At 64.2% G+C, this 23,410-nt stretch carries 25 protein-coding genes and 1 tRNA gene; 19 read left to right on the top strand and 7 right to left on the bottom strand.

What is annotated here, in order from left to right; all coding sequences use genetic code 11:
• Positions 1–57: 57 nt before the first annotated feature.
• The gene (locus tag ACWHYV_RS00470) at positions 58–810 is read right to left on the bottom strand and encodes a slipin family protein (RefSeq protein ID WP_447980671.1); all 753 of its coding nucleotides are present in this window, start codon (positions 808–810) and stop codon (positions 58–60) included.
• A gap of 20 nt (positions 811–830) precedes the next feature.
• Entirely contained in the window at positions 831–2,135 is a 1,305-nt protein-coding gene (locus tag ACWHYV_RS00465; protein WP_447978701.1) for an NfeD family protein, read from the bottom strand.
• A 125-nt stretch (positions 2,136–2,260) separates the two neighbouring features.
• On the opposite strand from ACWHYV_RS00465, the gene ACWHYV_RS00460 reads away from it, so the two are divergent.
• From ACWHYV_RS00460 to ACWHYV_RS00430, 7 genes are all read left to right on the top strand, one after another.
• Positions 2,261–3,130 carry a tRNA (adenine-N1)-methyltransferase gene (locus ACWHYV_RS00460; RefSeq protein WP_447978700.1) on the top strand — a complete coding sequence of 290 codons (870 nt, stop codon included), beginning with the start codon at positions 2,261–2,263 and terminating at the stop codon, positions 3,128–3,130.
• A complete protein-coding gene (locus ACWHYV_RS00455) occupies positions 3,121–3,873 on the top strand; it encodes an SDR family NAD(P)-dependent oxidoreductase (protein ID WP_447978699.1) in 753 nt (250 codons plus the stop codon). Before ACWHYV_RS00460 ends, ACWHYV_RS00455 begins: the two co-directional genes overlap by 10 nt.
• A 9-nt stretch (positions 3,874–3,882) precedes the next feature.
• Positions 3,883–4,200, top strand: coding sequence for a hypothetical protein (locus tag ACWHYV_RS00450; RefSeq protein ID WP_447978698.1), 318 nt, complete (start codon positions 3,883–3,885; stop codon positions 4,198–4,200).
• Positions 4,197–5,054 carry a shikimate dehydrogenase gene (locus ACWHYV_RS00445; protein WP_447978697.1) on the top strand — a complete coding sequence of 286 codons (858 nt, stop codon included), beginning with the start codon at positions 4,197–4,199 and terminating at the stop codon, positions 5,052–5,054. Before ACWHYV_RS00450 ends, ACWHYV_RS00445 begins: the two co-directional genes overlap by 4 nt.
• A complete protein-coding gene (locus ACWHYV_RS00440; protein WP_447978696.1) occupies positions 5,051–5,551 on the top strand; it encodes a shikimate kinase in 501 nt (166 codons plus the stop codon). Before ACWHYV_RS00445 ends, ACWHYV_RS00440 begins: the two co-directional genes overlap by 4 nt.
• Positions 5,552–5,795: 244 nt before the next feature.
• The gene (locus ACWHYV_RS00435) at positions 5,796–6,098 is read left to right on the top strand and encodes an RNA recognition motif domain-containing protein (RefSeq protein WP_447978695.1); all 303 of its coding nucleotides are present in this window, start codon (positions 5,796–5,798) and stop codon (positions 6,096–6,098) included.
• Between the two features lie 90 nt (positions 6,099–6,188).
• Positions 6,189–6,265, top strand: a tRNA-Arg gene (locus ACWHYV_RS00430).
• A 54-nt stretch (positions 6,266–6,319) separates the two neighbouring features.
• On the opposite strand, the gene ACWHYV_RS00425 is transcribed toward ACWHYV_RS00430, so the two are convergent.
• Both ACWHYV_RS00425 and ACWHYV_RS00420 read right to left on the bottom strand, forming a co-directional pair.
• Entirely contained in the window at positions 6,320–8,068 is a 1,749-nt protein-coding gene (locus tag ACWHYV_RS00425) for an OmpA family protein (protein WP_447978694.1), read from the bottom strand.
• Positions 8,069–8,235: 167 nt separating this feature from the next.
• Positions 8,236–8,781: an outer membrane beta-barrel protein gene (locus ACWHYV_RS00420; protein WP_447978693.1), complete on the bottom strand. Its 546-nt coding sequence runs from the start codon at positions 8,779–8,781 to the stop codon at positions 8,236–8,238.
• Positions 8,782–8,883: 102 nt separating this feature from the next.
• Here ACWHYV_RS00420 and ACWHYV_RS00415 point away from each other — a divergent pair, with 102 nt between their 5' ends.
• Complete coding sequence (locus tag ACWHYV_RS00415; RefSeq protein WP_447978692.1) at positions 8,884–9,375, top strand: hypothetical protein; 492 nt, start codon at positions 8,884–8,886, stop codon at positions 9,373–9,375.
• On the opposite strand, the gene ACWHYV_RS00410 is transcribed toward ACWHYV_RS00415, so the two are convergent.
• A complete protein-coding gene (locus ACWHYV_RS00410; protein WP_447978691.1) occupies positions 9,372–9,977 on the bottom strand; it encodes a 2,3-bisphosphoglycerate-dependent phosphoglycerate mutase in 606 nt (201 codons plus the stop codon). The two genes, ACWHYV_RS00415 and ACWHYV_RS00410, sit on opposite strands and share 4 nt — an antisense overlap.
• 145 nt (positions 9,978–10,122) lie before the next feature.
• On the opposite strand from ACWHYV_RS00410, the gene ACWHYV_RS00405 reads away from it, so the two are divergent.
• Complete coding sequence (locus tag ACWHYV_RS00405) at positions 10,123–10,989, top strand: hypothetical protein (protein WP_447978690.1); 867 nt, start codon at positions 10,123–10,125, stop codon at positions 10,987–10,989.
• A 47-nt stretch (positions 10,990–11,036) separates the two neighbouring features.
• On the opposite strand, the gene ACWHYV_RS00400 is transcribed toward ACWHYV_RS00405, so the two are convergent.
• The gene (locus ACWHYV_RS00400; RefSeq protein WP_447978689.1) at positions 11,037–11,729 is read right to left on the bottom strand and encodes a DUF2628 domain-containing protein; all 693 of its coding nucleotides are present in this window, start codon (positions 11,727–11,729) and stop codon (positions 11,037–11,039) included.
• Between the two features lie 182 nt (positions 11,730–11,911).
• On the opposite strand from ACWHYV_RS00400, the gene ACWHYV_RS00395 reads away from it, so the two are divergent.
• From ACWHYV_RS00395 to dapB, 10 genes are all read left to right on the top strand, one after another.
• Complete coding sequence (locus ACWHYV_RS00395; RefSeq protein WP_447978688.1) at positions 11,912–13,105, top strand: acetylornithine transaminase; 1,194 nt, start codon at positions 11,912–11,914, stop codon at positions 13,103–13,105.
• 11 nt (positions 13,106–13,116) lie between these two features.
• Positions 13,117–14,103 (top strand): ornithine carbamoyltransferase, encoded by a 987-nt coding sequence (gene argF / locus ACWHYV_RS00390; RefSeq protein WP_447978687.1) that lies wholly within the window; start codon positions 13,117–13,119, stop codon positions 14,101–14,103.
• Positions 14,104–14,110: 7 nt separating this feature from the next.
• Entirely contained in the window at positions 14,111–15,325 is a 1,215-nt protein-coding gene (locus ACWHYV_RS00385) for an argininosuccinate synthase (RefSeq protein WP_447978686.1), read from the top strand.
• Positions 15,326–15,342: 17 nt separating this feature from the next.
• Positions 15,343–16,755: an argininosuccinate lyase gene (gene argH, locus ACWHYV_RS00380; RefSeq protein ID WP_447978685.1), complete on the top strand. Its 1,413-nt coding sequence runs from the start codon at positions 15,343–15,345 to the stop codon at positions 16,753–16,755.
• A complete protein-coding gene (locus tag ACWHYV_RS00375; protein ID WP_447978684.1) occupies positions 16,752–17,051 on the top strand; it encodes a hypothetical protein in 300 nt (99 codons plus the stop codon). The genes argH and ACWHYV_RS00375 overlap by 4 nt, the downstream gene beginning before the upstream one ends.
• A gap of 55 nt (positions 17,052–17,106) precedes the next feature.
• The gene (locus ACWHYV_RS00370) at positions 17,107–18,993 is read left to right on the top strand and encodes a B12-binding domain-containing radical SAM protein (RefSeq protein WP_447978683.1); all 1,887 of its coding nucleotides are present in this window, start codon (positions 17,107–17,109) and stop codon (positions 18,991–18,993) included.
• Positions 18,986–20,245 carry a diaminopimelate decarboxylase gene (gene lysA / locus ACWHYV_RS00365; protein WP_447978682.1) on the top strand — a complete coding sequence of 420 codons (1,260 nt, stop codon included), beginning with the start codon at positions 18,986–18,988 and terminating at the stop codon, positions 20,243–20,245. Before ACWHYV_RS00370 ends, lysA begins: the two co-directional genes overlap by 8 nt.
• A 31-nt stretch (positions 20,246–20,276) precedes the next feature.
• The gene (dapF, locus tag ACWHYV_RS00360; protein WP_447978681.1) at positions 20,277–21,152 is read left to right on the top strand and encodes a diaminopimelate epimerase; all 876 of its coding nucleotides are present in this window, start codon (positions 20,277–20,279) and stop codon (positions 21,150–21,152) included.
• 39 nt (positions 21,153–21,191) lie between these two features.
• Positions 21,192–22,064 (top strand): 4-hydroxy-tetrahydrodipicolinate synthase, encoded by an 873-nt coding sequence (gene dapA, locus ACWHYV_RS00355; protein WP_447978680.1) that lies wholly within the window; start codon positions 21,192–21,194, stop codon positions 22,062–22,064.
• Positions 22,065–22,125: 61 nt separating this feature from the next.
• A complete protein-coding gene (dapB, locus tag ACWHYV_RS00350) occupies positions 22,126–22,929 on the top strand; it encodes a 4-hydroxy-tetrahydrodipicolinate reductase (RefSeq protein ID WP_447978679.1) in 804 nt (267 codons plus the stop codon).
• A gap of 45 nt (positions 22,930–22,974) precedes the next feature.
• Here dapB and ACWHYV_RS00345 read toward each other — a convergent pair whose 3' ends face one another.
• Complete coding sequence (locus ACWHYV_RS00345) at positions 22,975–23,202, bottom strand: hypothetical protein (protein ID WP_447978678.1); 228 nt, start codon at positions 23,200–23,202, stop codon at positions 22,975–22,977.
• Positions 23,203–23,410: the final 208 nt, after the last annotated feature.

The following is a 23,410-nucleotide window of genomic DNA, read 5'->3' as shown; positions in this document are numbered from 1 at the left end:
CCGGTGCCATGAGTAGGAAAGGCAGAGGTAAGGCTCAGGACGGAGAAATCAAGCGAGCTAGGCCTTCTTCTCCAAGCTCTTGATGAGCGGCGTCAGGATGTCGATGGGGATGGGGAAAATGGTCGTCGAGTTCTTCTCTGCGGCAATTTCAACCAGCGTTTGCAGGTAGCGAAGCTGAAGCGCCACCGGATTCTGGCTGATCACCGCCGCTGCATCGGCGAGGCGCTGCGCCGCTTGCGACTCGCCCTCGGCATGGATGATCTTGGACCGCCGCTCGCGTTCGGCCTCGGCCTGTCGTGCAATCGCCCGTTGCATCTCTTGGGGAAGATCCACGTTCTTCACCTCGACGGCCGACACCTTCACGCCCCACGGCTCAGTCTGCTGATCGAGGATCCGCTGCAGCTCGGCGTTGATTTCTTCGCGCTTGGCCAACAGGTCATCCAGTTGGCTTTGTCCCAATACGCTGCGCAGGGTCGTCTGAGCCATCATCGACGTCGCATAGAGATAGTCTTCCACCTCGACGATGGCCCGCTGCTGATCGACGACCCGGAAGTAGATCACGGCGTTCACTTTGACCGAGACGTTGTCCTTCGTGATCACGTCTTGAGAGGGGACATCCATGGCGACCGTGCGCAGGCTCACGCGGACCATCTTGTCGATGAACGGAATGATGACCACCACCCCGGGACCGTTCCCGCCGATCACGCCGCTGGCCAAACGCCCCCACCGGAAGATCACGGCGCGCTCGTATTCCCGCAGGACATGGAAACCCATTCCGATCAGCACGAGCACCATGAGCACGAGAATCATCGGGCTGAATACGAGTCCCATCAGCTCACTCCTTTTTTGACGGCTCGGACGAACAGCTTCAACCCCTCGATGCCGGTCACTTCCACGGCATCCCCGGCCGACACCGGCTGCTCGCTGACCGCATCCCAAATTTCGCCCCGTACGACGATCTTTCCTTGCGGCGACAAAGACGTCCTCGCCACCCCCACCTGCCCCACCATGCCCTCACGCCCCGTCATCGGTTGCCGCCGCATGGCGCGCAGCCCCATTCCGACGATCGCCAACGAGAACAGGGCCGCCAGTGAAACGACCGGGATGATGACCGACCAAGAGATCTGAAGGAACGGTGCGTCCGTCTTGATCAGCATCAATGAGCCGAGGACCATCGAGATGACGCCACCGATCGCGAGGAGCCCATAGCTCGTGACCGTCGCCTCGAGGACGAAGAAGATCACCCCCAGGAGCAGCAACAGGACTCCGGCATAGTTCACCGGCAACGACTGGAGCGAGTAGAACCCGAGGATCAGGCTGATCGCGCCCACGATGCCGGGAAGGATCGCTCCCGGATTGTACAGCTCCGCCAGGAGCCCGATCGTGCCGATCGTCATGAGGAGATAGGCGATGTTGGGGTCGCTGAGGGCCTGCAGGAGCTCCATCCGCCAGTCCATCGGGAACTCGATCACCTCGGCCTTCTTGGTCGCGAGCACGACCGAGCGCTGCCCCAGCGTGACCGTTCGGCCGTCCAGTTTCTCCAGCAAGGTTGGCAGATCTTCGGCCACCAGGTCGATGATCTTCAACTTCAGGGCTTCCTGTTCGGTCGCTGAGACGCTCTTTCGCACGGCTTCTTCAGCCCAGCCGGCGTTGCGGCCGCGTTGCTCCGCCAACGACTTGATGTACGCGACGGAGTCGTTTTCGACCTTCTCCTTCATCGTCTTGTCCATCTCACCGCCCATGGCGACCGGGTGCGCCGCGCCGATGTTCGTCCCCGGCGCCATCGCGGCAACGTGCGCGGCCAGCGTCAGAAACACTCCCGCCGATGCGGCGCGTCCGCCGGGCGGCGAGACATAGACGATGACCGGGATGAGCGATCCCGTAAGCTCCTTGATGATGAGCCGCATGGACGTGTCGAGACCGCCCGGCGTATCGAGTCGCAGGACGAAGGCCTGCGCCTGTTTGCTTTCGGCAAACGCCAACGCGTCGTGCACGTACTCGGCCGCGACCGGGTTGATCACGCCGTCGTACTTCGCGACGACGACGGGGGCGGCGGCCAGCGCCGACGGAGCCAGCGGAAGCACGGCGAGCCAGACCCACAGGAAGGCAGGGACGAGACGGCGGGGTCCTGTCATACGTAGTTGCACGACTGCACGCCCTGTGTGGATCATAAGGACGGCCTTGCAGCCGTGTCAAGGAACGCACGGGGCCAGGGGTCTCGGCGTTGCAATGCCTTCGACGGTTCTCCTAGAATGGGCGCATGCGATTGCAGAACGGCGAACGGATCCATCTCGTAGACAAGCACGGCCGACACTATGCCCTGACGCTCAAGGCCGGGGAAACCTTTCAGCACAGCGGAAACCGCATCGCGCACGACGCCTTGATCGGCGCCGAGGATGGGTCGCTCGTCACGCTGTCCGGCGGCAAACGCATGCTCGCGCTTCGCCCGACGTTCGGCGACTACGTCCTCAAGATGCCGCGCGGCGCTCAGGTCATCTATCCCAAGGATCTTGCGATCATCACGATGTGGGCCGATATCTACCCCGGCGCCCGCGTGTTCGAAGCGGGGACCGGCTCGGGTGCCCTGACGATGGCCTTGTTGCGTGCCGCGGGCGAGCGAGGGCGGGTGGTGACGTACGAAGCCCGGGAGGATTTCGCCCGCACCGCGATGAAGAACATCGAACGATACATGGGGGCCCCGTCGGGGCTGACGTTGCGCTCGCACGATATCTACTCGGGCTTCGCCCCGGAAGACCGTGAGCAACCCTTCGATCGCATGGTCCTCGATCTCCCCGAGCCCTGGCAGGTGATACCCCACGCCGCTCAGGCCCTTCGCTCCGGAGGGATCTACCTCAGCTTCGTCCCGACGGTGCCGCAAGCCATGCAGACCGTCCAAGCGCTCGAGGCGGCCGGGGTCTTCGGTCTGATTCATACCTTCGAGACCCTCCTCCGCACCTGGAATATCCACGGCCGCAGCGTCAGGCCGGACCACCGGATGATCGCGCACTCCGGCTTCATCACCGTGGCCCGCAAGGTGGAACCGGGGCTCTGGCGAACCGGGCTGCCCCAAGGGCCGCCCCCCGAGGACGACGGGGAAGAGCCGGGCCCCGAGGAGACCCGATGCGCCTAGTCGGGAAGGTGGCTCTGGTGACCGGCGCCACGGCGGGGATCGGAGAGGCCATTGCGCGGCTGTTCGCGGCGGAAGGCGCCGCCGTGCTCATCACCGGCCGCCGCAAAGCGCTCTTGGAGGAGGTCGCATCCTCGATCGAACGGGCCGGAGGCCGGGCTTTGGCGGTGGCAGGAACTGTGACCGACGAAGCACACGTCCGATCGGCGGTGGACCAGTGCGTGCGGCGGTTCGGGACATTGACCACGCTCGTGAACAACGCCGCTATCGGCGCCTTCGGGCGTGTCCTGCACGAGATCGACGATGCCACCTGGCACGAGGTGCTGGACGTGAACCTGACCGGCGTCTTTCGGATGACCCGTGCCTCGATCCCCGCCATGCTGAGAGCCGGTGGAGGCTCGATCATCAATATTTCATCGGTCGGCGGGCTGGTCGGTTTTTCCGGCAGCGGGGCCTATGGCACCAGCAAGGGGGGCTTGGAGATCTTCACCCGGTGTGTGGCGATGGACTACGCCAAGGAAGGCATCCGCTGCAACTCCGTCTGTCCGGGACTGATCGAGACCCCGATGGCCTCCTCCCTTCTCGACAATCCCGAGATGCGCGCCCAAGCCCTCTCGGCCTATCCGATCAGCCGCGTGGGAACGCCGGAGGAGGTGGCCAAGCTCGTCCTGTATCTGGCCTCCGACGACGCGACTTGGGTCACCGGCAGTTCGTTCACGATCGACGGCGGGCTCACGGCCCACTGAAGGGGGATTATGCGGCTTCCGCGACGTCGGCTGTTGGTCGTCCTGCTCACCCTCGGGCTTGCAGCCACCGCTCCCTTGGCCTGGGGCGAGCCGGGAGTGGAGTTTCCAGGGACGGTTCTCACCGTCGATGCGGCCGCGGGCAAGCTCACGGTCAAGAAAGATCCGGGTGGCACGCGCTTCACCTTCACGGTCGACGACAAGACCCGATTTGGAGGAGCCGACGTCAAAGGGTTGAGCGACGTCAAGAAGGGCGACCGGGTCACGGTGACCTATGCGACGCGCGGAAGCCTCTATGTCGCGCAGGCCGTCACGGTGCAACGCAAATGACCGAGATCAATGCACAGACGAAGCTCTGCGGCGTCATCGGGAATCCGGTCGCGCATTCCCTCTCACCCGCGATCCACAATGCCGCATTCCAGCATCTCGGCCTAAACTTCGTGTACTTGGCCTTCCCGGTGGAGAATCTGGGGGACGCGATCCGAGGCATCCGCGCGCTCGGCAACGTGCGCGGGCTGAGCATCACGATTCCACACAAGATCGCCGTCACAGCCCATCTTGACGAGATCGAGCCGACCGCGCGGCACATCGGGTCGGTCAACACGATCGTCGTCGAAGATGGCACCCTGATCGGGTACAACACCGACGCCTCCGGCGCATTACGCGCGCTGACCGACGCCCGGGTCCCCCTCGACGGACGCCGCGTGCTCATGCTCGGCTCGGGCGGGGCCGCCCGGGCGATCGCGTTCGCCTTGGCCACCGGGAGCAAGGTCGCTCACCTGACGATCCTCGGCATCGACGAGGCCGAGCGACAAGGGCTGGCTGGCGACCTTCGGTCGAAGACGGGGCTGTCGGTGGACGAGGCGCCGCTGGGTGATCCCGCGTTGCGCGACGCGATCCCCCGCAGCCAACTCATGATCCACTGTACGCCCGTCGGGATGGCTCCACACGTGGGCGACACCTGCGTCCCGGCGCCGCTCCTTCACCCGGGTCTTGCCGTCATGGACATCGTCTACAACCCGCTCGAGACCCGCCTGCTGGCCGAAGCCCGGCAGGCCGGCTGCATGACCATCCGCGGCCTCGAAATGTTCCTCCATCAGGCCGTCGCCCAATTCGAGCTCTGGACGAAACACGCGGCTCCCGTTGAGGTCATGCGTCGGGTGCTCGAGTCCCGATTCGCATGAACATCGTCCTCATCGGATACCGGGGGACCGGCAAGAGCAGCGTGGCCGCCGCTCTCTCTGTTCGCCTGGGCTGGCCGGCGATCTCCACCGACGCGGAGATCGTCGCCCGCGAAGGCAAGAGCATTCCGGACATCGTCAAGGCTCACGGCTGGGAGTATTTTCGCGACATCGAGAGCCAGGTCTGTCGCGACGTGAGCGGGAAGGATCGCGTCATCATCGATACCGGGGGCGGGGCGGTGCTGCGAGCGGAGAATGTGGCCGCCCTCAAAGCGCACGGTCGCCTGTTTTGGCTCACGGCCGAGGTTCCGACGATCCAAGCTCGAATCGGAGGGGATACCGGGCGGCCGTCTCTCACGGGAACCAAGTCGTTCCTCGACGAGATCACCGAGGTCCTGGCCGAGCGGAGCCCGAAGTACCGTGCCGCCGCCGATCACATCATCCCGACGGATTCGAAGAAAATTCGAGAGGTTGTGGACGCCATCCTGGCCCTGCTGTAAGCCCTGGGAAGGTTGATCTACCTACCATGCCGTGCTATGCTTCAATTGCTGTTCATCGCTGCGGGGCCAAGTGATGGAGAGCAGGTAAGCGTGAGGCCCGAATTCGATGTTGCCTTGCGAGAGGAAGTTGTCCGGAAAGCGTAAGTGACCTGATGGTGCGGTTAGTGCTGAGCCTATCGTTCTTCCCTTCGCCTTTCCCTTCCCTCTTCCCAAGACAATATCAAGAGCAGTGAGGAGGTCCGTCGTGAGTACCAAATTGTATGTGGGAAGCCTTCCCTATTCCACCACCGAACAGCAGTTGAGCGAGCTGTTTTCCCAATACGGGACGGTGCAGTCGGCCAAGGTCATCACTGACCGGTACACCGGGCAGTCACGAGGGTTTGGCTTTGTGGAAATGGCAACCGGTGAGGAGGCCCAGAAGGCGATTGCCGCGCTGAATGGTTCGAACCTCGGTGGACGGACCCTGGTTGTGAATGAAGCACGACCCCAGGAAAAACGCCCGTACGGCGGCGGTGGCGGAGGCGGCGAAGGACGCGACCGCTGGTAAGCGACCCACGAGAGGCCGCTGTCACCCAGCGGCCTTTTCTTTTTGTGCCTACCTTGACGGCCACTCTTTGATGTGCATCTGATCTCTCGTGCGCCCGTAGCTCAGTTGGATAGAGCGTCGGGCTTCGAACCCGCAGGTCGCAGGTTCAATTCCTGCCGGGCGCACCAATTTCCGATCGCCTTCGGCCGCGGCTCTCCTTCCTTCCTCCGCGGCTCAACTCCCTACTGTTCGATCTGCTTGGCAATGGCACCCAGATCCTTCGGGTAGAGCACGATCTCAATCCGGCGATTCTGCGCCTTCCCCTCATCGCTGTCGTTGCTCGCTTCAGGTCGGGTGTCGGCATAGCCGCCCGCCGAGATCGACGTGCGCTCCACGCCGCCCTGCTCCGTCAGGTACCGGATGACCGCCGTCGCGCGTGCGGTGGAGAGCTCCCAATTGGTCGGGAACCGGTCGCGGATCTTGGGGCCGATCGGCACGTTGTCCGTATGGCCCTCGATCCGGATCTGCTTATCGTGCACGTTCTTCAACACGTCGCTCACTTGCTTGAGCACGTTGAGCCCTGCCGGCTTGATCTCCGCCTTGCCCGAATCGAACAGGACCTTGTCGACCATGTTGATCGTGAGCTGATCGCGGACCTGCTTGATCTTGATGTTCCCCTTCGCAATCTCGTCCTGAAGAGAACGGGCCAGCGCTTCATGCGTCTGGGTCAACCGATCGATCTCCGCCTGCTTGGCCGCCCGCTCCCGCTCCAGGCGGAGCCGTTCCGCCTCCTCGGCCTTGAGCCGGTCCTGTTCTTGGGCAAGCAGTTGCTCGAGCCGGGCGCGATCCGCCCGCAAGCGGTTCAATTCCTCCTCCCGCTCGGAAATGGTCGAAGAGAGGCTGGCCAGCTTGGGCTCCGCGGCGCGGACCATCTCCTCGTGCCGCGACAGGTCCGTCGCCAATCGATCCCGCTCTTGGCGAAGCCGCTCCGCCTCGGCCCGCAAGCCGTCCACGGCCGCACTCAGCTCTTTGCTCTGTTGTTGCTCTCGACCCAGGTCGGCTCGGAGGGAAGCGATCTGTTGCTGCAACGCGTCGCGATCGGCCGCCGCCTGCCGCAACCGCCCGATCTCCTGATCGCGAGCGGAAAGCTGTGCAGCGAGGTCGGTTGCCCGCCTCGCCTCTGCATCCAGCTCACCGTTGCGTTTTTCGAGTCCGGCCAGCTCTTGCCGGAGCGCCGCCAACTGCCGCTCGAGGTCGGCCGCGTGCGCGGCCTCACGCTCCAGCTCGCCCACCCGCCGTTCGAGCTTGCCCATTTCAGCCTGCATGGATTGCCCGCCCGCTTCGAGCCGCTCCTTGTCCTGCCGTAGCTCAGCCGCAAGCTGTCGCTCGCCCGACAGCTTCGTCTGCGCGTCCGTGATCTCGTTGCGAGCCGCCGCCAGGGCCGATCGTATCTCCTCCTTGTCCCGTTCGAGCGACGCCACCTTGGCTTCCGCCTCGCGCAGGGCCTGCTTCGCGCCGGCCAGGTCCTCTTGCAAGGCATGGAGTTGTCGCTCGAGGCCCTCGGTTTTCGTCCGTAACTCGTCTCGCTCCCGCCGCACGTCTCCTTCCTCTTGTTGGAGTCGTCCATGCCGCTCCTGAAGCTCGTTCAGGCGCTCGGCGGTCGCTCGATGGCCGTCTCGCTCCTGCTCCAAGGCCTGCCGCACGGCGCCGTGCTCTTGTTCCGCCTGGGTGAGCGCCTGACGCGCCCGGTCGAGCTCGGCCGAGAGCCGCGCCTGCTCCTGCCGCACCCCCTCCAATTCCTCCGCCGCTTGCTTCTGCTGCTGCTCGGCATCGAGCGCCGTCTGTTTCTTGAGTTGCTCCAAAGCGTCGGCCCGTTGGGCGGCCGCCTTTCGAGCTTCTTCGAGCTCGGCAAGGGTTTGGACGTGCGTCCCTTTGCTGACACAGCCTACGAGCAGGACACCGAGAACGATGACGATGGCGGTCCTCATCATGATTCCTCCCTGGCATCGCTGGCAGGCACACGCAGGCCTCTCCCCCCGGGCCCCCAGGCGGCAGCAGTATGTTGGCCGAGGTGAAAGCGGTCAATACAGCGAAGCACGTAGGATCGCGTCCTGCAGATGCCGGACGGCACGACGGGAGCCCTCGTGGGAATCAGGCCTTAAGGACCGAAGCGAATGCCGAACAGGAGGCTCACGCTCGTGTTGTCGCGCTCGACGGCCGGCTCGAGATCGATGTCGTGCAAGTTGACGAGCAGCGTGCTGGAGAAGGCGAGCTTGGGATTGACGGGAAATTCGGCCGAGAGGCCCAGCGGGATGTACCAGCTGGTGTCGTTCTTGTCGATCCGCCCCGGCCCGGCCCCTTTGTCCAGATCGGCATGAATGAGCCCGAATCCTGCGAAGGGCACCCAGTTAACGACGCCGGTTCGAACGTGATAGCGCGCGACGCCGGCCAATGCAATCTGAGTGAGATCGCCGATGGGAGCGAGCAGCAGCATGGGCCCCAGTGAAAAGGCCCGGTCGAGATAGTAGTCCGCCTGAAACCCGAGCGTGAACACGGTGCCGTTCACCGTTCCGCTGGTGAAGCCGATGTCGCTGCCGAATCCCCATCGGAGCGGAGGCTCCTGCGCAGGGGCCGCGGCGACTGCGCCGAGGACCAGGACGACGACGAGCAGCCCCATGCGGACCGCGTACACGCCATTTCCCATACGGACCTCCTGAACGGTCGCGCACTCTACCACAGGCCGCCGGTCGCAACAAGCTCGACCGGCGAATTGCCCTGACGCGGCCCATCCGCTATGCTGGCGGCCATGCCGTCAACACCGGAGGCCGTTGCCGAGAGCCTCCTTCAACTGATCACGTCTTCGCTCGTCCCTGAAACCTTCGCCGAGTATCACCTGGATTTGTCCCCCGGCCGGATGCGAGACGTCCGGCGGGAACTCCTGGCGCTCGACCTCTACTGGGCGGGCGCCGCATTGGATGCACACCTGGGTCGAGACGCCGCTCGGGTGAGGGCCGCCCTCGACGAGAGGCTTCGTACCCGTTGTGATGTGCTCCAGGACGCGGACGGCGGCGCCCAGTGGACGTACATCGTGGAGCGGCAGACCGCCTACGCCGCATTGGGACGCCAGGGAGACCCGCCGATTGCGTTCTTCACCGAAGCGGCCGATCGGCTGGAGTCCACGGGCGCGCTCGACGCAGAGCAACGCCGGAGCTTCCTCGCGCTGTCAATCGATCTCGTCCCGGTCGAGGCGTTCGGTGAGCTGATCGAGCAGATCGACCTGATCGAGGAGACCGGTTAGAGGTAGCGCGACGCGAGCACCCTGCCGTTCGCATCCAGGTCGTAGAGCAGCGGCGCCCCCGTGGGGATGTTCAGCTCGAGCACCTGCTCCCGCGACAGGTTGTCGAGGTGCATCACCAGCGCGCGCAGGCTGTTCCCGTGCGCGGCGATCAGAATCGTTTCCCCCTTTAGGAGATAGGGCTTGATCCGCCGTTCATAGTACGGAAGCACGCGCTCGGCCGTATCCTTCAAGCTCTCGCCGCCCGGCGGACGGATGTCGTAGCTCCGGCGCCACAGTCTCACCTGGTGCTCACCGTATTTTTCGGCCGTCTCGGCTTTGTTGAGCCCCTGGAGATCGCCGTACATGCGCTCATTCAAGGCCTGATCCTTCTCGACGGGGATCGCCGCTTGGCCGATCACCTCGAGGACGATCCTCAAGGTCTCGTTCGCTCGGCTCAGCACGGAGGTAAACGCCCGGTCGAAGCGGTAGCCCTTGAGCTTCTCGCCCGCGGCCCGCGCCTCCTCTTCTCCCTTCGCAGAGAGCGGAACGTCGACCCATCCCGTGAAACGATTCTCGAGGTTCCATTGCGACTCGCCGTGTCGCAGCAATACCAGTCGTCCCATCGTCGATCCTCCCGATCTCGTACTGTCGCCAACTCCGCCAAGCGTACCGAAAGGCCGCTTCGGTTGTCACCCTCAAACATCGTGGTCACAGAGGGCCGGGCCGGCGACTCCGCCTCCTTGCAATCGCCTCAAACGGAAGGCTACGATGCGCCCCGACAGAGAACGCCTGATGCCCGATGGGTCGCCGCAACAATGGCACGACGTCGCGCACTGGTGGACCCGCATGGGCCACCGGCTGGGCGTCGGCGAGCGCGTCGAGCTGTTCTTCAAGAATGCCGACGGAGAGCACGGCGCCTTGGCGCGGGTGGCGCGCTTGGACGGCAATCTCCACTACATCCTCTTTGTGCTCCTGCGCTATTGGATTCCGGCGGTGCTGCCCCCGCCCGGCCGCGAACGCCTGACCAAGAACGATGCCGACTACTGGCTGGAATCCGAGCAGATCCTCCGCGCCGCCGTCGCCCGGCTGCGGGAGCTCAAGCCGCTGATCGAGCTCCTCACCGCCCCAAACCCGTTGGCGACCCAGGCGGGGTCGGCCAGCGGCGCCGGTGAGAAGCCGGTGGTCGAGGTCGAGTTGGCCCGGATGCTGGAGGGGATCGCCGAGGTGGCGGGAAGCTACGGCGGTCCCGACTATACCTCGGTGGTCAAGAACTTCGATCCCGTGCCGTTGCGCCAAACACAACCGTTCAAGCACAACAAGAAGAACAGCGCCGAACTGTGGGTCGTGTTCCTCCTGCGCGAGCACTTCAAAGCGCTTGGTATCGGCAAGGATCGTTACTGGCCGGTCATCGCCGATATCGCGGCGGCCGCGGGGATTCTTCACCCCGGGGGAGCGCCCTACACGCCGGATGAGCTGAAATCGTGGTGGCAGAAAAACTGGCCCCGCACGTACACGGAGCTCGAGCAAAAGGGCGGGCAAGGAGAATCGACGGGCACGGCCTATCGGGACGACTTCGAATGGTTCCGCGCTTGGATGAGCTGGCAAATGGCGAGACGGCCGGACGCCGGGCGCTGAAGCACGCGACCAGCGCTCGCGCTCCAGGCGTCCGAGGAGCCGGCGGCTCAGGCTCGAACGGACGACGGTGATGCGGCGACGGCGGGCTTCACCTTGCCTGGCTGAAACGGTCCTGAAGGCGGGGGCCCCTCCCGGATGACTTGTGCAAGCACGAGAAACAGCAGGACATGGAGCACGACGGCGAGCCAGATCACGTACGGCTGAACGCCGCCGCGATCACGAATCTCCTCCCGGAGCTCGGCCTCGGTGGCATGGCGGCGCCGAGCGACCTCCGAGAGATGCTCCTTGATGTGCCAGAAGTAGATGTAGTTGGCGCTGGCACCAGCCATGATCCGCCAGACGATCCCCACCGTAAAATCGCCGGTGAGATAGGCCGAGACGACGGGGCCCACGGCATAGACGAGGGCGTAGAGGTACATTTTGCGGTAGAGGAACCAGAGAAACGGATCGAGCAGAAACGCCGGCCAGTGCCACGTCAAGGCAAATCGAGGGGCCGACCCGGACTGGAACTTTTGGAACTGACGAAGATAGTAGTCGTCAGGAGGCGCCCAAGACCAGCCCGAGGTCCACGAGAAGAGCAGCGCCGGGCGGGGGCCGATGAACGCACGCCAGAGGGTCGTCGCGTCACTCGGCACGGCTGTCGCCGCCGTCCCGGGCTCACCGGTGAGGAGGCCGCCGCAGTGGGCACAGAACCGGGCATCGTCCGGATTCATCTGGCCGCATTTCTCACATGCCTTCATGCACCCTCCGGCCCTCTCATGGTGAGGGCGTGACCTTATAGCATTGTCCTAGGTGAGGCTCAAGCGAGGCCGAGCGGAATTCGTGAGGATTGACCGATACATAGCACGCCCGGGAAAAGGAATTCATATTGCTTCGTGCTTTTGCTTGTGCTATTTTCCACGGAATTTACGCGACGCCCGCCATGCCGACTGAAGAGCTGCGACAAGATAGCGACCGATTCCTGATGCACACCTACGCGCGGACGCCGATCTCGATCGTCCGCGGCCGGGGCAGCCGGGTCTATGATCTCGAAGGGCGCGAATATCTTGACTTCGTCGCCGGGATCGCCGTCAACGTACTGGGACATGGACACCCCGATGTGATCGCCGCCATTCAAAAGCAGTCGCAGCATCTGCTCCATGCGTCGAACCTGTACTATACCGAGCCTCAGGTGCGCCTCGCCGAGCTCCTCGCGACCCACTCCTTCGCCGAGAAAGTCTTCTTCTGTAACAGCGGCGCGGAGGCCAATGAAGCGGCGATCAAGCTCTCGCGCCGGTATGCTCACCAGAAGTACGGAGCCTCGCGGTTCGAGATCATCACGATGCTACAGTCGTTCCACGGCCGGACGATGGCGACGCTCACGGCGACCGGTCAAGAAAAGGTTCACAAGGGGTTCGAGCCGCTCCTGCCCGGCTTCATCTACGTCCCCTTCAACGATTTGAGCGCCGTCGAGCAGGCCATGACGCCGGCCACGGCGGCGGTCATGCTCGAGCTGGTCCAAGCTGAAGGCGGCGTCAACGTCGCGGACCAAGGCTACATCAAGAGCTTGCGGGAACTGTGCCGTCAACGGGACATCCTGCTGATCCTCGATGAAGTTCAGACCGGGATCGGCCGAACGGGCGCCCTGTTCGCCTACGAGCAGTTCGGCATCCAACCGGACATCATGACCTTGGCCAAGGGCCTGGGCGGAGGCGTGCCGATCGGCGCTTGCCTGGCCACCGACGCGGTGGCCGCCGCCTTTACGCCCGGCTCCCACGCCTCGACGTTCGGCGGCAACCCCTTGGCCTGTAGCGCGGCCCTGGCGGTCTTGCACGTCCTGCTCGACGGACGGCTGCTGGCTCAGAGCCGAGCGGTCGGGCAGTATTTCGCCAAGGGTTTGCTGGATCTGAAGGACCGGCTCCCCAACATCAAAGACGTTCGAGGGCTCGGCCTGCTGCAGGGGATGGAGCTCACGATCGAGGGGGCCCCGGTCGTCGACGACTGTCTGCGCCGAGGACTGCTCATCAACTGCACCATGAACCGGGTGCTGCGGTTCGTACCGCCCCTCATCATCAGCCAACGCGAGATCGACCGCCTCCTCGATGTCCTGGCGGACGTCCTCAGCAAGCGCGTATAAGGACGGCCCCGATGACCGCGCAGCCTTCGCTCGGCAAGGCCTTTCGTTCCATTGGCAAGGATCTCCTCACCGTGGGGGATCTCCCCCGTACGGCCATCGCGGCCTTGCTCCGTCAAGCCTCCGTGCTGAAGGCGCTTCGTCGCCGCCGAGTGGTGCACCAGCCGCTCGCCGGACTGACGCTCGGCCTCCTGTTCGAGAAGCCGTCGACCCGGACCCGGGTCTCGTTCGAGGCGGGTATGAGCCAATTGGGCGGGCAATCGCTTTTTCTCTCCACGGCCGACATTCAACTGTGCCGAGGCGAGAGCATCGCCGATACCGCGCGGGTCCTCTCCCGCTATCTCGACGCGCTGGTGGTCCGGACGTACGACCACGGCATCGTGGACGAATGGGCGCAGCACGCCGCCATTCCGGTGATCAACGGACTGACCGATCTTCACCATCCCTGTCAGGCCTTGTCCGATCTGTTGACGATTCAGGAGCGGAGAGGGCGGCTCAAGGGCCTCAAGCTCGCCTACGTGGGAGACGGCAACAATGTCGCGAACTCGCTGATCGAGGCGGGGGTGAGAATGGGGATGGCGATTGCCGCCGCCTGCCCCAAGGGCTATGAACCCGATCTCCGGACGGTGGATCTGGCGCGCGAAGAGGCCGACAAGACCGGCGGGTCGATTCACATGACGGACAACCCGTTGGTCGCGGTCAAGGAAGCCGACGTCATCTACACCGACGTGTGGATCAGCATGGGCCGCGAGCGCGAGCAGTCGCGCCGCATCAAGACGTTCGCCCCCTACCAGGTCAATGAACGCCTGCTCAAGGCGGCGCGCCCGGACGTTCTCGTCATGCACTGCCTGCCGGCGCACCGGGGACAGGAGATCACGGCTTCCGTGCTCGACGGCCCTCACTCGGTCGTCCTCGACCAGGCGGAAAACCGGCTCCACATGCAAAAGGCGATTCTCGTGGCCTTGCTGAAGGAAAGGCGGCGTCAGGACGCCAGGAATTGAGAGGATCATGAAACGACACCCGATCAAGAAAGTCGTGCTGGCCTATTCGGGCGGGCTCGACACGTCGGTGATTCTAAAGTGGCTCATGGAGACCTACGACTGCGAGGTGATCGCCTTCTGCGCCGACCTGGGACAGGGTGAAGATCTCAAAGCCGTCAAGGCCAAAGCACTGGCGGTCGGCGCCTCGAAAGCCTACGTCGAAGACTTGCGGGAGGTCTTCGTCAAAGAGCACGTCTTCCCGATGCTTCGCGGCAACGCGGTGTACGAGGGCAGCTATCTCCTCGGCACGTCGATCGCCCGCCCGCTCATCGCACGCCGCCAAATCGAGCTGGCGAGAAAAGAAGGCGCGGACGCGGTGTCGCACGGGTCGACCGGCAAGGGCAACGATCAGGTACGGTTCGAGCTGACCTACCTCGCGCTCGAGCCCAAGGTAAGGATCATCGCTCCGTGGCGCGAGTGGAGCTTCCGCTCGCGGCGAGAGCTGATCGAATACGCCGCGGCGCACGGCATTCCGGTGACGGCCACGAAAGCGAAGCCGTACAGCATGGACCTCAACCTGTTCCACATCAGCTACGAAGGCGGCATCCTCGAGGATCCGTGGGAAGCACCGCCCGAGGAGATCTTCCACCTGACGGTGTCGCCTGAACGGGCGCCCAACAGGCCCCGCGAAATCGAGATCGACTACGAGCACGGCAATCCGGTCGCAGTCGACGGGCGGCGGATGAGCCCGGCGGCCCTGCTGGCGCATCTCAACAAGATCGGCGGCGAGCACGGAGTCGGACGAGTCGACCTGGTCGAAAACCGTTATGTCGGCATGAAATCCCGCGGCGTCTACGAGACGCCGGGCGGGACGATCCTCCACGCGGCGCATCGGGGCTTGGAGTCCATCACCATGGACCGGGAGGTCTTACACCTTCGCGACAGCCTGATACCCCGCTACGCCGAATTGATCTATTATGGGTACTGGTACAGCCCGGAGCGTGAAATGCTCCAGAAGCTGCTGGACGACGCCCAGCAGGACGTCACGGGGACCGTGCGCGTCAAGCTGTACAAGGGGAGTTGTACGGTGGTGGGCCGCAAGTCGGAGCGGTCCTTGTACCGTCTGGATTTGGCGACGTTCGAGGAAGATGAATCGTACCGTCAGAAGGACGCCGAGGGATTCATCCGGCTCAACGCGCTCCGCTTGGCGATCAGGGCGCAGCGCCGAAAGCCCCGCCGGTAAGGAGCGTCGATCAGGCCATGCGGGCATCCAAGAAGGCCACTGCAAAATCCCCGGGCGGCGGGAAACTCTGGGCTGGACGGTTCCGCCAAGGGACCCATGCGCAGGTCGAGCGCTTCACGTCGTCGCTCGGCTTCGACGCCCGGCTGTACCCTCAGGACATCAAGGGTAGCATCGCGCATTGTCGGACCCTGCATCGGGCGGGCGTGCTGACCACCCGCGAGACCAGCAGGATCATCGGCGGGTTGAAGACGATCCGACAAGAGTTGGACCAGGGACGCTTTGCGTTCGCGCGGCAGGACGAAGACATCCATATGGCGGTGGAGCGCCGTTTGACCGAGCTCATCGGGCCCCTAGGGGGAAAACTCCACACCGGGCGCAGCCGCAACGACCAGGTCGCCACGGACCTCCGTTTGTACCTGAAGGAGGTGCTGGCGTCGCTCGCAGGCGGCATCACCGAGCTGGAGCGGGCGCTGGTCGCCAAGGCGCGGACGTACCTCGACGTGGTCATGCCCGGCTATACTCATCTGCAACGCGCTCAACCGGTCCTCTTCGCGCATCACCTGCTCGCGTACGTGGAGATGCTCGAACGCGACAAGGGCCGGCTTGCCGACGCGGCGGCCCGCATGGACGTCATGCCCTTGGGCTCCGGAGCCCTCGCCGGAACGAATTATCCGGTGGACCGAGCGTATACGGCCCGCCTCCTGGGCTTCTCCGGGATCAGCGAGAACAGTTTGGATGCGGTTTCGGATCGGGATTTTGCTGTGGAAGTGCTCTCGGCCGCGGCGGTCCTGATGATGCACCTCTCGCGCTTCAGTGAGGAGCTCGTGCTGTGGTCTTCCCAGGAGTTTCACTTCGTCGAGCTCCCCGATGCCTTCTGCACGGGCAGCAGCATGATGCCGCAGAAGAAGAATCCGGACGTCCCCGAGCTGATTCGCGGGAAGGCGGGTCGGGTTTACGGCCACCTGATGGCCATGCTCACCGTGCTCAAGGGGCTGCCGTTGAGCTACAATCGCGATCTCCAGGAGGATAAAGAAGCGCTCTTCGACGCCCTCGATACCGCATGCACGTCGGTTGCCTTGTATGCTGAGTTGGTCGCCGGGCTGACCGTCGACCGAGACGCGATCGCGCAGGCCGCCGGCTCCGGATTCCTCCTGGCCACCGAGCTGGCCGATTACCTTGTCTCGAAGGGCGTGCCGTTTCGCCGGGCGCATGAGATCACCGGCCGGATCGTACGCGATTGCCTCGACCGGCATCGTGATCTGCGCGACTTGCCCCTGAGCGACCTGCGCCGCTACTCGGACCGCTTTGAGAAGGACGTGCTCGACATGGTCACGCTCGAAGGGGCGCTCGAGCGGAAGGCCCAGGTCGGCGGGACGGCGCGGTCGCGTGTCGAAGCCCGCGTGAAAGCGTGGGAGAAGGCATTGCGGTGACGGCCGCGCCCTGGTCCATCGCTGCCCTTGTGCTCGCCCTCGTCACGGCGACGGGGTGCGGGGTGATCGGGCCGCCGGTGCCCCCGGAAACGGTGGGCGTCGGCGCCAAGCTCCGCCGTGAACAGCTCGAACAACAGCGGCGGGAACAGGCGGCTCGCCGCGCAGAGGCGCCGGCCGGTCCGGAGGAGCCGCCCTTGATCACGGAGCCCGAGCCGCCGGCCGGGGGAACCCCCGAGGAAGAGCTGGCTCGACCCGGCTTACAGCCAACCGGCGACGTGCGGGTGAGGCCACGCTGACAAACATGGGAGCAACGCTCCCCCATGCACGTGCTGTGAGAGGAGGAACGAGACGATGCAACAGACCCGCACAGCAGGCAAGAAACGAACGCTGTTGTTGCTTGATCCATATCCCAGGAACAATCCCTATCACCTGACCGCGAGTGAACGGCGAGCCGTCTGGTTTCCCAAGCTCAGCCTGCCGGTCATCGCCGCCTATACTCCGCCGGGGTGGGACGTCGTGTTGGTGGATGAGGCCGTACAGGACATCGACTTTGACACGCCTTGCGACCTCGTCGGCTTGTCGGTGATGACCTGCTACGCGCCCCGGGCCTACGAGATTGCAACCGAGTTCCGCCGGCGTGGAAAACCCGTCGTGCTCGGCGGCGTCCATCCGACGTACTGTGCGGAGGAGTCGCTCCGCTATTGCGATGCCGTCGTCTGCGGGGAAGCGGAGGACCTCTGGCCCCAGCTCGTCGCCGATTTCGAGGCGGGCTCGATGAAGCGGATGTACAAGATGGAGGACTTTCCTTCCCTCGAGCGGTACAAGAGCCCGCGCGTCGAGCTATTGAGCCCCGACGCCTACATGACCCGCCAATGCAGCTTCACCACGCGCGGCTGTCATTTCGATTGCGAGTTCTGCAGCGTCTCCCCCTTCAACGGGAAGACGACGCGGCGCCGGCCGGTGGAGGAAGTGATCGCCGAGCTCACGCAGATCAAGCAGTGGATCCGCGGCGAGCTCGTCGAACGGATCGCCAATGATTCCTTGTGGCGGGCGTTCGTCACCGGTCTGCGCATCCGGCTGGGCGTCGAGGACGGAACGATCTTCGCCTTCGTGGACGATCTCCACAACAGCAATCGCGCATATTGCCGCGAGCTGTGGACCGCGCTCAAGCCGTTGAACATCAAGTGGGGGTGTCAATCGACCTTGTTTCTCGGCGACGATCCCGAGATGGTGAAGCTCGCGGCCGAGAGCGGCTGCGTCTCGGTCTTCGTCGGCATGGAATCGCTCGACGAGGACTGCCTGGAGGAGACCAACAAGCCGTTCAACCGGGTCCAGAAATTCTCGGACGAGATCAAGATGTTCCACGATCACGGGATCATGGTGAATCCTGGGATCGTGTTCGGCTTCGACAACGACGATGAATCCGTCTTCGAGCGGGCGGTGGAGTTTCTCGTCAAGAATCAGGTCGAGCTGGCCTACTTCAACGTCCTCACGCCGCTCCCCGGCACCGCCCTGTACGAACGCTACAACGCCGCCGGCCGTATTTTCGACCGCGACTGGGCCAAGTACGACGGCAAGCATGTGGTGTTCTACCCCAGCCGCATGACGCCCGAGCAGCTGCAGGCGGGCTTCTACTGGGCCAACCACGAGTTCTATTCGATCCCGTCGATCTGGCACCGGCTCAGAGGGACCAAGCAGCGGTTCATCGCACGGCTCGAGATGAACCGGGAGTTCCGCAAGTTGGTCAAGCGTGCATGCCCGAAAGGCAGCCTATCGCCGATCGCGGGCGTCCTGAAAGGCCTGCAGGCGAAGCTCCCGAGCTTCGAGACGGATCACCTTGTGCCGAACGCCCTGCACGCGCTGAAGCAAAAAATCGAAGCGAAGGCGGCCCCGGCCCAGACACTCTGGCTCAACATCAAGGCCAAGCGCCATGACCAGTTCGCGGCGCTGTTCGTCGAGCTGGAGGGGACGCTCGATCATCTGACGGCCCAGGAGCTGCTCGCACGTATCAAGCATGCCGCGGAGAAGGCCAGAATGGACATCATCGTGAACTTCGAGCATCTCAAGCATGCGACGCCGAAAGCGTTACAAGCCTTGCTCGATCACGAGGCGCTCAAAGCGGCCGCGCCGAACGTCCGCATCCGCTACCGCAAATTCAAGGCGGCCTTCGAGTCCGCCATCGAGGGGCTGTCGCTGACGGGGTTGGATATTTTGGAAGAGGACTGGCAAGATGCATGACTTTGCGTATCGAGACGGCGAGCTGTATTGCGAGGACGTGCCCCTCTCCCGCGTCGCGAAGGAGGTCGGGACGCCGTGTTACGTCTACAGCCATCACACGCTGATCCAGCACTTCCGCGCGTTCGACGGGGCCTTCCAAGACGTCCCGCACATCGTGGCGTTTGCGATGAAAGCCAACTCGAACCTGGCCATCCTGCGGCTGATGGCGAAGGAGGGCAGCGGGGCCGATATCGTGTCCGGCGGCGAGCTGTATCGGGCGCTGAGGGCCGGCATGGCGCCGGCAAAGATCGTCTTCGCCGGCGTCGGGAAGAGCCGCGAGGAAATCCGCCAGGCGCTGGACGCCGACATTCTGATGTTCAACGTCGAATCGTCCGCCGAGCTGCAGGCGATCAATGACGTGGCGGCCGAGGCCAAGAAACGCGCCCGAGTGGCGCTCCGCATCAACCCGGATATCGACCCCAAGACCCATCCGTACATTTCCACCGGGTTGAAAAAAAGCAAGTTCGGCATCAGCGCCGAGCGCGCGCTCGACGAGTTCAAGCTGGCCGCCGCCCTCGGGCACATCGACGTCGTCGGCGTCCACGCGCATATCGGCTCGCAGCTCACCGACGTGACTCCCTTCGTCGATTCGCTGAAGAAGGTGCTCGCGCTCGTCGAGACCCTGAAGGCGCACGGCGCCAACATCCGCTACCTGAACATCGGCGGCGGTCTGGGCATCACCTATTCGGACGAGACGCCGCCGCCGCCCAAGGAGCTGGCCAAGGCCGTTTCCCCGCTGCTGCGCGACCTGAAATGCGTCCTGATCATGGAGCCCGGCCGAGTGATCGTCGGCAATGCCGGCATCTTGGTCACCCGCGTGCTCTATACCAAGGCTGGCGAAGCGAAGGACTTCGTGATCGTCGACGCGGCCATGAACGATTTGATCCGGCCCAGTCTGTATGGGGCCTATCACGAGATCAAGCCGGTCCGCCAAGCACCGACGGCAGCGATTCAGACCGTCGATGTCGTCGGACCGGTCTGCGAATCCGGGGACTTTCTCGCCAAGGACCGCGCGATGTCGGAGGCCAGACCGGGGGACCTCCTCGCGGTGATGAGCGCCGGTGCCTACGGGTTCGTCATGTCGTCGAACTACAATTCACGGCCGCGGATCCCGGAAGTGTTGGTCAGAGAGTCCGAGGTCCATGTCATTCGGGCTCGTGAAGACTACGCGGATCTCGTTCGGGGTGAACGGATTCCCGACTTTCTGGCCTGAACCCATCTGCCACATCCACCATAGGTGTTTCGTGCGACCACATCGTGAGAAGCCGATTCCCTTCATGAAGCTGTCCGGCAGCGGTAATGACTTCATCCTGGTCGACAATCGCGATCGGGTCGTCGCGCCGAAGCGCGCCAGCCGACTCGCGGCGAAAATCTGCGCGCATCGGATGTCCGTGGGCGGCGACGGCCTGATCCTCATCGAACGCTCCCGACGGGCCGATTTCCGCTGGCGGCTGTTCAACGCCGATGGCAGCGAAGCCGAGTTCAGCGGCAATGGGGCGCGCTGCGCGGCGCGCTTCGCCCACCTCAAGCGGATCGCGCCCCGACGGATGCGGTTCGAAACCCTCGCCGGGCTGATCGAGGCGGAACTGGTCGCGAACGGACGCGCGTCGTCCCGGACGTCCGAGTTGGATCAGGTCAAGATCCGTTTTCCAGACCCCAAAGGACTGCGGCTCAACCTCCGCGTCTCGGCGAACGGCGTCGAGCGGGAGGCCCATTTCATCGACACCGGCGTGCCGCATTGCGTCTATCTGGTCGAGGACCCCGAGAAGGTCGATGTCATCGGTATCGGCCGTCCGACGCGCTACCATCCCTTGTTCCAGCCGGCCGGCACCAACGTCAATTTCATCTCGGTCCTCGACCCGCATCGCATCCGCATTCGCACCTACGAGCGCGGGGTGGAGGACGAAACGCTCGCGTGCGGGACCGGCTCGATCGCCTCCGCGCTGATCGCCAGCCTCGTGGCGAAAGCCGAGTCGCCGGTGACCTTGATCCCGCAAAGCGGGCTCAACCTCACCGTCCATTTCACATCGAACGGCCGGACCTTCTCCGACGTCTACTTGCAGGGCGATGCCCGCGCCGTCTACGAGGGAAAGATCCTCCCCGAAGCCTGGGGCTATTGACGGACCAGACGGCCGGGCGTGCGTCGAAACGAGGTGGTTATGTTTACCGGGTCATTGGTTGCGATAGTCACACCCTTTCAGAACGGACGGGTGGACGAGCGAGCGCTCGGAGATCTGATCGAGTTTCAGATTGCCAACGGCACCGATGGCATCGTTCCCTGCGGCACCAGCGGGGAATCGGCGACACTCTCGTACGAAGAGCATCATCGCGTCGTCGCCTTCTGCGTCGAAGCGGTCCGTCGCCGCGTGCCGGTGATCGCGGGCACCGGCTCGAACTCCACCGACGAAGCCATCGCGCTGACGAAGCACGCGAAAAGCGCCGGCGCGGACGGTGCGCTCCTGATCACCCCCTATTACAACAAGCCCACCCAAGAAGGGCTCTATCGGCACTACAAGGCCATCGCCGAAGCCGTGGATCTCCCCTTGGTCCTCTACAACATTCCCGGCCGCACCAGCGTGAACATGCTGCCCGCCACGGTGGCTCGCTTGGCGTCGTTTCGCACCATCGTCGCGATCAAGGAAGGGAGCGGCTCCCTGCAGCAGGTCTCGGAAATCATCCAGGCCTGCGGCGATCGAATCACGGTCCTGTCCGGCGATGATCCATTGACGTTGCCGATGATGGCGGTCGGGGCCAAAGGCGTGATTACCGTCACCGCCAACATCGCTCCCCGCGACATGGCGGCCTTGGTGGATGCCTTTTCGGCCGGAGACCTTCAGGAGGCGAAGCGCCTGCACTACAAGCTCTACCCCCTGTTCACAGCGCTCTTCTATGAGACCAACCCGATCCCGGTCAAGGAGGCGCTGGGCCTGATGGGAAAGATTCAGCCCGAGCTTCGCCTGCCCTTGTGCCCTTTGTCGTCGGAGAACCGCGACAAGCTGGCGCGTGCGCTCAAGGACTATGGATTGATCTGATGCCGGAGCCCACGTCCACGGCGGCATGCTGGACGCCGCACGGTCGCCCACGGAGGCGCCCATGACGAGAGTGATCATCGCCGGCGCCGCGGGCCGGATGGGTACGCGCCTGGTCGCGTTGACCCGAGAAACCGCCGGGATGGCGCTGGCCGGTGCCGTGGAGCGCAAGGGACATGAAGCCATCGGGCGTGATGCGGGAGAGGTGGCAGGGTGCGGACGTGTCGGCGTGACCGTGGCCGACGACCTCTCGGCGGTTCTCCCCCTCGGCGACGTCGTCATCGATTTTTCTTCTCCCGCTGCGACCCTCGGCAACCTTCGCCTGGCCGCTCAGCACCGCCGCGGCATGGTCATCGGCACGACCGGCTTGTCCGGAGAGGAATTGACGGAGTTGCGGACCCTTGCAGGCAGGATCCCGTGCGTCTTCTCCCCGAACATGAGCGTCGGGGTCAACCTGCTTTTCAGGGTCATCGCCGAGATGGCCCAGGCGTTGGGCGAGGACTACGACATCGAGGTGATCGAAGCGCATCACCGCCTGAAAAAAGACGCTCCTAGCGGCACGGCCCTGAAGATGGCCGAGGTGCTCGCCAACGCGACGGGTCGTGACCTCGAGCGGGTCGGAGTCTATGCGAGGAAAGGGTTGGTCGGCGAGCGCAAACCCGGAGAAATCGGCATTCAAGCCATTCGCGCCGGCGATATCATCGGCGATCACACCGTCTTGTTCGGCGGCATGGGGGAACGCATCGAGGTCACACACCGCGTCCAGAGCCGGGACACGTTTGCGCGCGGCGCGCTGCGCGCCGCGCGGTGGGTGAGCACCCAGGGCCCCGGCCTCTATGACATGCTCGACGTGCTGCGGCTCCGCTGAGCGGCCGTCGCTCCCTTCTCGCCGCGGCCGCGCCGGCCCGCGGGATTACTTGTCCGGCAGCATCATATACAGCGTTACGGGGATCAGGACCGCACTGGCCCACGTCAGCCACTTCTTCTGAAACACATCGTGGATGCCGAAGATCAGCACCGCGGCAATCGCCATGAAATAGATGAACGCGTTGCCCCGCGAATATCCACTCACCCCTTCAGCCAGGGCCATGGACGGTGCGGCTGCGCTGACAAACGCCATTAATGCTGCTGCTCGCTTCATGGCTTCCCTCCTTGTCCACGGTTGACCGTCTCGCGCCGATCCTGCTCCAAACAACGATGCCTTCGGAACCTGGCGGCCCACGAAGGCATCGTGATCGGCACTCTCTTGGGATGTGATCCGGAGATGTGAGAGCGGGCTACCCCATGACTTCTCCCCCTTGGGGTCAGAGGAATGATCCGACGGCGACGCCTTCAAGTCAAGTAGGATT

It is taken from the genome of Candidatus Nitrospira bockiana (assembly GCF_965152565.1).
Note: the sequence above shows the minus strand (reverse complement) of the source record. Positions and strands in the feature narration are given on the sequence as shown.